This window comes from Rahnella sp. ATs2, from assembly GCF_051851855.1.
Classification (GTDB): Bacteria; Pseudomonadota; Gammaproteobacteria; order Enterobacterales; family Enterobacteriaceae; genus Rahnella; species Rahnella variigena.
The window spans coordinates 160,946-173,762 of record NZ_JBLYPL010000009.1 but is presented as its reverse complement, the minus strand read 5'-3'; the positions used below and the strand labels follow the sequence as shown (position 1 = coordinate 173,762).

Here is a 12,817-nt window from a genome sequence, read left to right as displayed (position 1 = left end):
ATGGCTGCGGCCAAAAAACGTTTAAATCTGCGTAATCCCTGGCATTTGCTGGCGACCGGTTTTGGCAGCGGATTATTCCCGGTCGGGCCGGGCACCGCAGGTTCCATCGCCGCGATCCCGTTCTGGATTGTCATGACGTACCTGCCGTGGCAGGTCTATTCCATGATCGTCATGTTCAGTATCTGTATCGGCGTGTATCTCTGCCGTCAGACCGCGCGCGACATGCGGGTTCATGACCACGGCAGCATCGTGTGGGATGAATTTGTTGGCATGTGGATCACGCTGATGGCGATCCCTGTGAATGACTGGCGCTGGGTGTTGATCGGCTTTATCGTTTTCCGCGTACTGGATATCTGGAAACCCTGGCCGATCCGCTGGTTTGACCGCAACGTGCAGGGCGGAATGGGCATCATGATCGATGATGTCGTCGCCGGTGTATTGGGTGCGGCGATCATCTATCTGATCGGGCATCACTGGCCGCTTGGTTTGTTCTGATCTGCATTAAAGAGCAGTAAAAAGGCGTTGCCAGGTTTGCCCTGACAACGCCTTTTTTATGACTTCACATGACTTCAAATCACTTCGTATCATTTGAAACCGGTGGCTTCGTGCGGCACATAGGCCATTTCCAGTTCAGCGATTTCTTCAATGGAGAGTTTTATCTCCAGTGCGGCGACAGCATCTTCCAGATGAGCTGCGCGTGAAGCGCCGATAATCGGAGCCGTTACCACGTGCTTGCTCAGGATCCACGCCAGTGCGATCTGCGCGCGCGGTACGCCGTGATCTTCGGCAATTTTACCCACACGTTCAGCGATTTTACCGTCAGCTTCATCGGTAGCGTCGTACAACGTTTTAGCAAAATTGTCGGAAACTGAACGTGCAGTGGTTTCTCCCCACGGACGGGTCAGTTTGCCGCGTGCCAGCGGACTCCACGGCAACACCGCGATATTCCTTTCCAGACACAGCGGATACATTTCGTTTTCTTCTTCACGCTGGATCAGATTGTATTGATCCTGCATCGACACAAAGCTCGCCCAGCCATTTTGCGCTGAGACATCCAGCGCCTGTTTAAACTGATGCGCATGCATGGATGACGCACCGATAAAGCGTGCCTTACCGGCTTTCACGACGTCGTTCAGCGCTTCCAGCGTTTCCTCAATCGGCGTTTCGTAATCCCAGCGATGGATTTGCAGCAGGTCGACATATTCCATGCCAAGGCGGCGCAGGCTGTCATCGATAGATTGCATAATCGAGGCGCGCGACAGTCCCGGCTTCAGGCCAGTGACCGCGTTATAGACTTTGGTGGCGACGACAATCTCATCGCGTTTTGCGAAGCCTTTCAGGGCGCGACCGACGATTTCTTCACTGCTGCCGTCGGAATAACTGTTGGCGGTGTCAAAGAAATTGATACCCGCGTCGAGTGCCTGCTTAATGATCGGGCGGCTGCTTTCCTCGGGCAGCGTCCAGGCATGAGTTCCGCGATCGGGTTCGCCAAACGTCATACAGCCCAGACACAGGCGTGAGACGTTCAGACCGGTTTTTCCTAAGGTGGTGTATTGCATGACATCTCCTGGTAAACACAAGTTGATTTCAGAAGCCGTGGAAAATGATTAGCTTGCTATAACTGTAGCTCACAGAACGAGATGAACGTGTGACAAAGAAGGGAGTGGGGAAGGAAATGCCCCTCTTTCAGACTAAAAGAGGGGAGGATAATCAGGCCAGCCAGTTGGTGATCTGACGGTCGATGCCTTCGGCATCCAGCCCTACATCATGACGGATTTCGTCCTGCGTGCCCTGCGGGACAAAGCTGTCCGCCAGACCGATATTCAGCACCGGCACCAGGATACGCTTAGACATCAGCAGTTCGTTCACGCCGCTGCCTGCGCCGCCCATGATGGCGTTTTCTTCAAGCGTGACCAGCACTTCATGGCTGGCGGCCAGTTCCTGAATTAACGCGTCATCCAGCGGTTTCACAAAGCGCATATCCACCACGGTGGCGTTACGTTTTTCTGCCGCAGCCAGCGCTTCCGGCAGCAATGTACCGAAGTTGAGGATCGCGACTTTCTCGCCTTCACGGCGCACCACGCCTTTACCGATGGGCAATGACGCCAGCGGTTCACAGGTGGCACCCGTCCCGTTACCACGCGGATAACGCACGGCAACCGGCCCGCTGTTATGGTGATAACCGGTATGCAGCATCTGACGACATTCGTTCTCGTCGCTCGGCGTCATGATGGTCATGTTCGGGATGCAGCGCAGGAAAGAGAGATCGAATGCGCCCTGATGTGTTTGTCCGTCGGCACCGACGATACCGCCGCGATCGATGGCAAAAAGCACCGGCAGATTTTGGATCGCCACATCGTGGATCACCTGATCGTAAGCCCGTTGCAGGAATGTCGAGTAGATTGCGACGATCGGTTTGTATCCGCCAATTGCCAGACCGGCGGCAAATGTCACCGCGTGCTGCTCGGCAATCGCCACATCGAAATACTGTTGCGGGTATTCACGCGAGAAACGCACCATGCCCGAGCCTTCACGCATCGCTGGCGTGACTGCCATCAGCTTGCTGTCTTTGGCGGCGGTTTCGCACAACCAGTCACCGAAAATCTTCGAATACGTTGGCAGACCTTCTTTGCTTTTCGGCAGTGTGCCGGAAGCCGGATCGAATTTCGGCACCGCATGGAAACTGATCGGATCTTTTTCGGCGGGCTCGTAGCCTTTGCCTTTTTTGGTCATGATATGCAGCAACTGCGGCCCTTTCAGGTCGCGCATATTTTTCAGCGTCTGCACCAGCGCCACCACGTCGTGACCATCCACTGGCCCGATATAGTTAAAGCCGAGTTCTTCAAACAGCGTGCCCGGCACCATCATGCCTTTCAGATGTTCTTCGGTACGGCGCACCAGTTCTTTAATCGGTGGCAAGCCGGAAAGGACTTTCTTACCGCCTTCACGCAGTCGCGAATACAGTTTGCCGGACAAGAGCTGTGCCAGATGATTATTCAGCGCGCCGACGTTTTCGGAAATCGACATTTCGTTGTCGTTGAGGATAACCAGCATGTCGGGTTTGATATCGCCCGCATGGTTCATCGCTTCAAACGCCATACCCGCGGTGATCGCGCCGTCGCCAATCACGCACACGGTGCGGCGGCCTTTGCCTTCACGCTCGGCAGCCACAGCCATTCCCAGACCTGCACTGATGGACGTCGATGAGTGACCCACGGACAACGTGTCGTATTCGCTTTCACCGCGCCACGGGAACGGGTGCAGACCGCCTTTCTGGCGGATGGTAGAAATACGGTCACGGCGGCCGGTCAGAATTTTGTGCGGATAGGCCTGATGGCCGACATCCCAGACAACGTGGTCGAATGGCGTGTTGTAGACATAATGCATCGCAACGGTCAGTTCCACCGTTCCCAGACCGGACGCAAAGTGTCCGCTGGACTGGCTGACGCTGGCCAATAAATATTGGCGCAGTTCATCGCAGAGCTTAGGCAGACTCTCTTTAGGGAGTGAGCGGAGATCTTCAGGATCCTCCGCCAGCGCCAGTGTCGGGTATTTGGCTAATTCAAGACTCATCAGTTGCTCATAGTAAGTTTAATTATCGCGTTCAATGATAAAGCTGGCTAACGCGAGAAGTGGCGCGGTGTTGTAAGAAAGTGCTGCCAGCTGATCCAGTGCTGAAACGGCTTCCTGATACAGGTCCATGGCCTTGGCCTTGGCGCCGTCCAGCCCCAGCAGGGCAGGGTAGGTACTTTTTCCCAGCTGCTGATCAGCGCCCTGGCGTTTACCAAGTGTGGCGGTATCGCCAACCACGTCCAAAATATCGTCCTGGACCTGAAACGCTAAGCCAATGGCTTGCGCGTAGTTATCCAGTATAGGCAAAACGGCGCGTCCGGTTTCACCGGCAGCCAGCGCACCCATGCGTACCGCGGCGCGGATCAGCGCACCGGTTTTATGACGGTGAATTTTTTCTAACGCTTCAAGACCGACCTGCTGACCTTCAGCGGCCAAATCCAGAGCCTGGCCGCCACACATGCCGCTGGCACCGCTGGCGCTGGCCAGTTCGGAAATCATCGCCAGACGATCTTTTACCGCGACGTCTGGCATTTCACTGTCAGCCAGAATTGAGAATGCGAGCGTCTGCAGCGCATCACCGGCCAGAATCGCATTGGCTTCGCCAAATTTAATGTGGCAGGTCGGCTGGCCGCGACGTAAATCGTCGTCGTCCATCGCCGGTAAATCATCGTGGATCAGGGAATACGCGTGGATACATTCCACGGCCGCCGCGGGTGCATCAAGATTCTTTAAATCAAGGCTGAACAGCTGACCGCTGGCGTAAACCAGATACGGGCGCAGACGTTTACCGCCCAGCAGCGCGCCGTAACGCATCGCCTCAACCAGCGGTAAATCTGCCAGTGGCTGTGCGCTGACATACGCCGTTAAGACTTCATCCACACGCTTTTGCTTCGCGCGCAGCTCATGCTTAAACCCGTCAGCACCGGAAAAGGAAATCGCTTCAGACATGACCAGTTACTCGGCTTCTGGGGTGAACGGGGTCAGCGGAGCATCGTTGTCGCTGTCGAGCAGGATCTGAACACGTTGTTCTGCCTGTTGCAGCTTTTGCTGTCCCTGACGCGCCAGCTGGACGCCTTGCTCAAATTCGTTAAGTGCGTCTTCCAGAGGCAGCTCGCCTGATTCGAGGCGGGAAACGATCTGTTCAAGTTCGGCCAGAGCCGTTTCAAAATTGGCAGGTGGTGCAGATTTTTTTGGCATAATTCTCTTTTAATATCGTTGATCAGACTGGATGATCGAAGTACTGAGGCGGCAGAGTCAGCGCTCGGCCTCAAGAGACATTCCTGTTCAGCATGACATCTGCTGCAGGGTTTTGTGCACAGAGTACCCATTTTAAGTGATATACTCTGCGCCGCAGATATTATTGCTAAGCCCAATGTGACACATATCGACCATTTGGCTTAGCAATAATAGGATCCTAGATCCTTATTCAGCGACTTACTACCCCGTTTTTTCACCCGCTAACAAAAGACTGCCATGAAGTTTATCATTAAATTGTTCCCTGAAATCACCATCAAGAGCCAATCTGTGCGTTTGCGCTTCATTAAGATCCTCTCAAGCAGCATTCGCAATATCGTGCGACCGCATGATGAGACGCTGGCGGTGGTTCGCCACTGGGATCATATCGAAGTTCGCAGCAAAGACGAAAGCAAACACGACCTGATCCAGGAATTGCTCTGCCGCATTCCGGGCATCCGTTATGTTGAAGAAGTCGAAGACCGTCCTTATACCGACGTTCACAATATCTTCGAGCAAACGCTGGAAGCTTATCGTTCTGAAGTAGAAGGCAAAACCTTCTGCGTGCGCGTTAAACGTCGTGGTAAACATGACTTCACGTCGACCGAAGTAGAACGCTATGTCGGCGGCGGTCTGAATCAGCACATCGAATCGGCAAAAGTCAGCCTGAAAGATCCGCAAGTGACGGTGAAACTGGAAATCAACGACGATCAACTGGTGCTGGTGAAAAGTCGCCTCGAAGGTCAGGGCGGTTACCCGATTGGCACGCAGGAAGATGTGATCTCGCTGATTTCCGGCGGTTTCGATTCCGGCGTATCCAGTTATATGCTGATGCGTCGCGGTTGTCGTGTGCATTACTGCTTCTTTAATCTCGGCGGTGCAGCGCACGAAATCGGCGTGAAGCAGGTGGCGCATTATCTTTGGAACCGTTTCGGCAGCTCACACCGCGTCCGCTTTATCTCCGTCGATTTCGAACCGGTAGTGGGTGAAATCCTCGAAAAAGTCGAAGACGGCCAGATGGGCGTCGTCCTGAAACGTATGATGGTACGCGCCGCTTCTTCCATTGCTGAGCGCTACGGCGTGCAGGCGCTGGTGACCGGCGAAGCGCTGGGCCAGGTATCCAGCCAGACGCTGACTAACCTGCGTCTGATCGACAATGTTTCTGACACACTGATCCTGCGTCCGCTGATTTCTCACGATAAAGAGCACATCATCAAGATTGCCCGTGAAATCGGTACCGAAGATTTTGCGAAAACCATGCCGGAATATTGCGGTGTGATTTCGAAAAGTCCGACGGTGAAAGCCGTGAAAGCCAAAATTGAAGCCGAAGAAGCGATGTTCGATTTCGATGTACTGGATAAAGTGGTCAGTGAAGCGCGAAACGTCGATATTCGCGAAATTGCCGCGCAGGCCGCAGAAGTGGTGCCGGAAGTAGAAACCGTGGCCGAGTTTACTTCAACGGATATCGTGCTGGATGTACGCGCACCGGATGAAGTAGAAGCGCAACCGCTGGCGCTGGAAAACGTTGAAGTGAAGCCATTAGCGTTCTACAAGCTGGCGACGCAGTTTGGCGATCTGGACCAGAGCAAAACCTATCTGCTGTATTGCGATCGTGGCGTGATGAGTCGTTTGCAGGCGCTGTATCTGAAAGAGCAAGGTTTCGATAACGTTAAGGTATATCGTCCTTAACACGCGTTCCTTCTATAAAAAAGGGGTTCAGCCATGCTGAGTCCCTTTTTTGTTTGCTCAAATTATTCCCGGTATCTTGTGGCTCAGGATTCCCGTGCACCTTCATCGGTATAATTGTAGATACCCGGTGCGAGAACCAGCTGAGCGGCAATTTCGGCGGCTTTTGTTTTTCCCAGCAGCAGATCGATAATCTTCAGGGCGAATTCCATCGATGTTCCCGGTCCCTGGCTGGTGAGCAGATTCACGCGTGGATCAAAAATTACCCGGCGATCGGACCATTTGTTCGGGTCGATTTTATCTTTTAAGCCCGGAAAACCGGTCATATTGCCGACCGGGAATAAATCATGATATTCCAGTACCAGCGCGGGTGCGGCGCAGATAGCGGCAACAATTTTACCGCTGACGTGCATCTGGCGGACTTTCTCTACCAGCAGCGGACTTTCGCTGAAACAGGTCGCACCGCCGAGACCGCCGGGCAATACAATCACATCATGATCTTCATCCGCGACATCCACCAGCGCGACGTCGGCCAGAATGCGCACGCCACGCGAGCAGCGGATCTCAAGATTTCCATCACCGGCGACGCTGGCGGTGGTAACGTTAATGCCCGCCCGCACCAGCAAATCAATCGCAGTAACGGCTTCTATTTCTTCGCTACCAGGTGCCAGGCAGACCAGAACTGACGCGCTCATAATCGTTTTCCTTTCTCTTAATCTGTTCAAATAAGCGGGTATTGACCGGCAGGGTCAGACCGAATTTGCGCCCGCGACGCAGAAGATAGCCGGTGATGTAATCAATTTCGGTATGACGCTGGTTGCGGATATCCTGCAACATCGATGAATGGTTGGCGGAGGTCGATTCAATCACCTGATAGACAAAGCTGAGCAACGATTCTCTGTGGATTTCGACGCCTTCAATCGCCATCACCTGCGCAACTTCCTGACAAATTTGTTCAATCTGATCGGCATACGCTACCAGGTCGCCGTTGGTACAATCATACAAAGCTGTCAGCGGATTAATCACACAGTTCACTGCCAGTTTATTCCACAGTGATGGCTTAATGTTGTCATGCCAGGCGACGTCCGGTAAGGCGTTATGCAGCGTATCCGCCAGAGAACTCAGCGCCGCACCTCGGGGTGTCACCGGGCCGATGTGCGTCGCTCCGGCAGCCACATGGACAATCGCATTGCCTTCATGTCGCGCCGCGTGGGTTGTCGCGCCCTGTAAAATTGCCAGGCGGTTAGCCGGTAATTCATCGACTGTACCCATGCCATTATGCAGCAATAATATCGCGCAATTGTCATTGAGTATCGGCATCAGCGTGCTGACCGCGCCGGAAACCTGCCACGCTTTCAGCGTGACCAGCAGCAATTCGCTCTGCGCCAGATGTTCCGGGTCATTTGTTGGCATATTGCGGTTAAAAGCAATGCCTTCCGGCGAGATGACATTGACGGCACAGAAAGGCTGAGGAATACGGATCCATCCCTGAACATCGTGGCCTTGCTGATAAAGGGTTGAAAGCCAAAGTTGTCCCAGCGCACCGCAACCCAATACTGTTATTTTCATTGTGCCTCCAGGGATGTGGGGCGAAACACGCCCGCTAAATCGGCTGTAGAAAGAATATTCTGCTGTCCGGTTATCTTATTAGTATAGACATTCGTGCTGTAGATCACATTTTCACCTGCACTTTTTGACCATCGGGGCATTTTATGTTCGGTGTTTTGGTGTTGTTTGGCATCGACGGTTGAAGGCGGTATTATGCACGCCATATAACGTGCAATACAAAAACTACAGGGAGAAGCGATTATGCCGTCTTTTGACATTGTTTCCGAAATCGACATGCAGGAAGTGCGCAATGCCGTGGAAAATGCCAGCCGTGAACTGCAAACCCGCTGGGATTTCCGCAACATTCCTGCCAGCTTCGATCTCAACGAGAAAAACGAGAGTATCAAAGTCGCCAGTGAATCCGATTTCCAGGTAAACCAGCTGGTCGATATTCTGCGTGAGAAGCTAGCCAAACGTGGTATCGAAGGTGGCGCGCTGGAAATTCCTGAGCAGATGGTTCACAGCGGTAAAACATACAGCGTTGAAGCTAAACTGCATTCTGGCATTGAATCTGCGCTGGCGAAGAAAATCGTCAAGCTGATTAAAGACAGTAAAATCAAAGTTCAGGCGCAGGTGCAGGGCGACGAAGTTCGCGTCACCGGCAAAGCACGTGATGATTTGCAGGCCGTAATGGCGCTGGTTAAGAAAGGTGATCTGGGCCAGCCCTTCCAGTTCAAAAACTTCCGCGACTAATAGCCTTCGTACTTCGGGCTGCAGATGCGTTGGCTGCGCTGGCCGCCTTCCTGCAACACGAATTACGTTGGCTAGCGGTTTTTAAAGGGACGCTGTGCGTCCCTTATTTATAGCCTTTACTTCCGCTGGCGCAGTCTTTTCACCAGTTCGAAGTCTTTAAAATAGATCGGTTTGTCGTGCTGCATAGAGAGGTTTCCGGCGATCCCGGTCAGGATCGACATTGCACCTGCGCGGTGATCGGCAGCGCGTTTTAACGGATCGTCTTTGCGCTCGCCGAACAGGTCTTCGAGCATGGCATTATCGCCGCCGCCGTGACCGCCTTCTCCCATCTGGAATTCAGCTTTCCACGGCTCTGCAAATAACGGGAAAACCGTGATTTCTGCTTTCTCGATACTGCCTTCATTTTCGCGTTTGCCACCAGCATTCACGTAAGACATCTCGACGATTTTCATTTCAATGCGGCCCTGGGTGCCGTTGAATACCACATTCAGTCCTTCCCACGGCAGATACGCATTCAGCGAGTAAGTCAGCTGGACTTTGTTCTGATATTTCACCAACACCGACAGCGTATCTTCAATGTTGATCCCGTCGCTGAACACGCTCTGGTCGCGGAAATAGTTATCCTCATGCTCGGCATCCAGATACAGCGCTTTGAGCTGGGCGTTGTCTTCCATATGCAGCGCGAACGGATCGTTCTGCGCCTGCGGATAGCCATGCGCACGCGGATAAAACTGAGCAACGCCGCGTTTCTCCGCATTCTCTTTGCCGTAAAACCGCAGGTCGCCCTGAGCATAAACTTTCTCCGGCGTGCTGTTCAGCCAGAAGTTCATCAGGTCGAAATGGTGAGTGGATTTGTGTACCAGCAGGCCGCCGGAATTGCGTTTCTCACGGTGCCAGCGGCGAAAATAATCTGCACCGTGTTCGGTATTGAGCAGCCATTCAAAATGCACAGACAGCACTTCACCAATGGTGTCCTGCATCAGCAGTTCGCGCATTTTGCTGTGATGCGGCGCGTAGCGATAGTTAAAGGCAACGCGTACCTGATAACCGGTGGCATCGACGGCATCAAGAATACGCAGCGCGCGCGGCTCATCAATGGTCATCGGCTTCTCAGTTATGACATCGCACCCCGCGTGCAGGGCGCGGACGATGTAATCGTCGTGCGTGCGATCCATGCTGGTGACGATCACAATGTCCGGTTTAGTCTCGTCGAGCATCGCAGAGAAATCAGCGGCTTTCCAGGTCGATACCCGGGCGATGCCGCTTTGCTCAAGCTGGCGATTCGCATAATCCATTCGCGTCTGGTTTGTATCACAGAAGGCCACAAATTTTGCGTTGTGGCGGTATTTGCCGGTGATCGCTTCAATGTATAAACCTGAGCGTCCGCCGGTGCCAACGAGAGCATATGTTTTCATGAGATCCTCAATAGGCCCGAAAGCCGTCATCACTGACAAAAATTTTTGTTAAGGAATTCTTGAGGATAATGATTACTGAGGTTTTTTAAGTGAGGGGAGTCACGCGGTGGGGATAAAATTGAAACGCTGTGCCAGTTTGCAGGCACAGCGTTTATTAACGTCATAGCGCGTCAGGCAGCGCTGACCAGTTGCTCAAGGGCTTTGCGGTTGGTCTGTTTGGTATCGACCTTCACGTATGCACTGAATTCTTCCGGTACGACAACGGCTTCTGCCACGCCTGGCTGGGCGAGAATGCGTGCCTGCAGGGCGGAATCTTTCACCGCCAGTTCAGACAAGGTAATGCGCAGGCTGCTGACATACGGCGGTTCGGTCATGGTGGAACTGACCACCAACCAGACAACGGCAATCGCTGCACAGACCAGGAATACCGCACCAGCACCGGCGTGTCCGTAAACATAACCGCCTAAACTGCCGCCAATCGCCACGCCGATAAACTGGCTGGTGGAGTAAAGTCCCATTGCGGTGCCTTTGTAGCCTGCCGGTGATTCCTTACTGATAAGCGACGGCAGAATCGCTTCCATGACGTTGAACGCCAGGAAGAACAGCTGGATACCTGCAATGACCGCCCATAAATGCAGGCCTGCCGACCACAGCACGATTTCCGCCAGCAGCAGTACGGCGACGCAGCCCATGAATACCTGTTTCATGTGGCGTTTTTTCTCGGCATAGATAATCACCGGAATGACGGCGACGAAAGAGGTCAGCATGGTCACAAGATACACACGCCAGTGTTCACTAGGCGGGAATCCGGCGTGTTCCATGACTTGCGGTAACACCACAAAACTCGACATCAGCAAAACGTGCAAACACAGAATGCCGAAGTTGAGTTTGAGCAGTTTGGCGTTGCTCAGCACTTTGCCAAAGCTGCCTTTCACCATGCTCGATTCACGATTGAGAATGTGAGTGGCAGGGGAGGGCACCACGGCAACGGTAATAATGATGCCGAGAATAGTCAGTACCGCGATCGCCCAGAACAGGGCGTGTAAACCCAAGGCGTGGGTGATGATCGGGCCGAGTACCATCGCAATCGCAAAGGTAATGCCGAAGCTGATGCCGATGAACGCCATCGCTTTGGTGCGGTTTTGTTCGCGGGTCAGGTCAGAAAGCAGGGCCATCACGGCGGCGGCAATCGCGCCGGAGCCTTGCAGGGCACGACCAATGATCACGCCCCAGATAGATTCGGTTGAAGCAGCCACAATGCTGCCGATACAGAAGATGACCAGACCAAAGACGATCAGGGGTTTGCGGCCAACGCGATCAGAAAGCAGTCCAAATGGGATCTGGAAAACGGCCTGTGCCAGTCCGTAAATACCGATAGCGATGCCGATAAGCGTTTCGCTGGCGCCGGAGAGTTTCATGCCATAGGTGGTCAGCACCGGCAGAACCATGAACATGCCGAGCATGCGTAAAGAAAATACTGTCCCTAGTCCCCATGTAGCCCGACTTTCCTGCGGGGTCATCTGGTTATCGTTCACATTACTACCTCAAAATAACAATCCGACATTTTAATGATTAAGCCGGCCTGGGTAAAACGATGGATCTTTAGCAGATATTACGGGAGTGGTCTGACTGAAAGAGCAAAAGAAAAGGCCAGTATTGCTACTGGCCTTTCGCTATGATTTCAGAGCGTTACACTGAAATTGAATGTTACCAAACGTAGGTCAGCAACGATGTCGGTGCAGAATTAAAATCCACGGACATCATGAAGCTCAGCGACATGATAGTGATGATGGAGAAACCAAACAGTTTTCTTGCCCACACCACGTCGTTTTCCGTTTTGTAACCTTTCAGTGCCATGCCCAGCCACCAGATACTGACAGCGGCGGCCACAACCAGGTATTTATAACCTGCGTACCCGCTCAGGGTCAGCATCAGCGTCGCAATCATAAACGCCAGAATGTAGACGATAATATGATGCTTGGCGACGGAGATGCCTTTCACCACTGGCAGAACCGGGATGCCTGCTGCCTGATAATCTTTAAAGCGGAAGATGGCAATCGCGTACGAATGCGGCATCTGCCACAGGCTGAAGATCAGAAGCAGGATCAGGGCACCGGTATCGAACTGGCCTGAAACGGCGCAGTAACCGATAACCGGTGGCGCTGCGCCAGACAAGCTGCCGATCAACGTGCCGTATACCGAGTTGCGCTTCATGTACAGGCTGTAAACGCCGACATAAACCACAAAGCCCATCACTGCCAGCCACATCGCCAGCGGATTTGCTCCGATATACAACAACGCAAAGCCCGCAATACCCAGAATGGTCGCGTAAACCAGGCTTGTTTTCGGCGGAATAAGCCCTTTCACCAGGACCCGGTTCTTCGTTCTTTCCATGATCCGGTCGATGTCGCGGTCGATAAAGTTGTTAAATACACAACCCGATGCGACAACCAGCGAAACACCCACCAGCGTGGCGAGAAAGAGTGGGAAGTCGATGCTGCCTTTGGCAGCAAGGAGGAATCCCCCGATGACAGAAATTAAGTTGCCGAAAATAATTCCTGGTTTCGTTACTTGCAGGTATTGCTTAATCATCACGTGCAGCTCGGCTC

Annotated in this window: 12 protein-coding genes; 3 read left to right on the top strand and 9 right to left on the bottom strand. The window is 53.1% G+C overall.

Translation table 11 applies throughout. The features are described 5' to 3' along the window. Entirely contained in the window at nt 1–495 is a 495-nt protein-coding gene (gene pgpA / locus ACJY2G_RS11810; RefSeq protein WP_113876254.1) for a phosphatidylglycerophosphatase A, read from the top strand. Between the two features lie 89 nt (nt 496–584). Here the strand turns inward: pgpA and ACJY2G_RS11805 are convergent, their stop codons facing one another. The 4 genes from ACJY2G_RS11805 to xseB form a co-directional block, all read right to left on the bottom strand. Then, nucleotides 585–1,559: an aldo/keto reductase gene (locus ACJY2G_RS11805; protein WP_159281240.1), complete on the bottom strand. Its 975-nt coding sequence runs from the start codon at nt 1,557–1,559 to the stop codon at nt 585–587. Nucleotides 1,560–1,710: 151 nt separating this feature from the next. Beyond that, nucleotides 1,711–3,573: a 1-deoxy-D-xylulose-5-phosphate synthase gene (dxs, locus tag ACJY2G_RS11800; RefSeq protein ID WP_129638313.1), complete on the bottom strand. Its 1,863-nt coding sequence runs from the start codon at nt 3,571–3,573 to the stop codon at nt 1,711–1,713. Between the two features lie 18 nt (nt 3,574–3,591). Beyond that, entirely contained in the window at nt 3,592–4,521 is a 930-nt protein-coding gene (gene ispA, locus ACJY2G_RS11795) for a (2E,6E)-farnesyl diphosphate synthase (protein ID WP_430318894.1), read from the bottom strand. Nucleotides 4,522–4,527: 6 nt separating this feature from the next. Continuing rightward, nucleotides 4,528–4,770, bottom strand: coding sequence for an exodeoxyribonuclease VII small subunit (gene xseB, locus ACJY2G_RS11790; protein ID WP_013576657.1), 243 nt, complete (start codon nt 4,768–4,770; stop codon nt 4,528–4,530). A 276-nt stretch (nt 4,771–5,046) separates the two neighbouring features. Between xseB and thiI the strand changes: the two genes are divergently transcribed. After that, nucleotides 5,047–6,495, top strand: a complete 1,449-nt coding sequence (thiI, locus tag ACJY2G_RS11785) for a tRNA uracil 4-sulfurtransferase ThiI (protein ID WP_113876150.1) — start codon at nt 5,047–5,049, stop codon at nt 6,493–6,495. A gap of 83 nt (nt 6,496–6,578) precedes the next feature. Here the strand turns inward: thiI and yajL are convergent, their stop codons facing one another. Next, complete coding sequence (yajL, locus tag ACJY2G_RS11780; RefSeq protein ID WP_112287498.1) at nt 6,579–7,187, bottom strand: protein deglycase YajL; 609 nt, start codon at nt 7,185–7,187, stop codon at nt 6,579–6,581. After that, nucleotides 7,150–8,061, bottom strand: a complete 912-nt coding sequence (gene panE, locus ACJY2G_RS11775) for a 2-dehydropantoate 2-reductase (protein WP_113876149.1) — start codon at nt 8,059–8,061, stop codon at nt 7,150–7,152. Before panE ends, yajL begins: the two co-directional genes overlap by 38 nt. 240 nt (nt 8,062–8,301) lie before the next feature. On the opposite strand from panE, the gene ACJY2G_RS11770 reads away from it, so the two are divergent. Further along, entirely contained in the window at nt 8,302–8,793 is a 492-nt protein-coding gene (locus tag ACJY2G_RS11770; protein ID WP_113876148.1) for a YajQ family cyclic di-GMP-binding protein, read from the top strand. A 116-nt stretch (nt 8,794–8,909) separates the two neighbouring features. Here ACJY2G_RS11770 and ACJY2G_RS11765 read toward each other — a convergent pair whose 3' ends face one another. From ACJY2G_RS11765 to cyoE, 3 genes are all read right to left on the bottom strand, one after another. Continuing rightward, complete coding sequence (locus ACJY2G_RS11765) at nt 8,910–10,208, bottom strand: Gfo/Idh/MocA family protein (protein ID WP_112287662.1); 1,299 nt, start codon at nt 10,206–10,208, stop codon at nt 8,910–8,912. A 170-nt stretch (nt 10,209–10,378) separates the two neighbouring features. After that, nucleotides 10,379–11,743: an MFS transporter gene (locus tag ACJY2G_RS11760; protein WP_430318895.1), complete on the bottom strand. Its 1,365-nt coding sequence runs from the start codon at nt 11,741–11,743 to the stop codon at nt 10,379–10,381. Between the two features lie 172 nt (nt 11,744–11,915). Next, the gene (cyoE, locus tag ACJY2G_RS11755) at nt 11,916–12,800 is read right to left on the bottom strand and encodes a heme o synthase (protein WP_112287502.1); all 885 of its coding nucleotides are present in this window, start codon (nt 12,798–12,800) and stop codon (nt 11,916–11,918) included. Nucleotides 12,801–12,817: the final 17 nt, after the last annotated feature.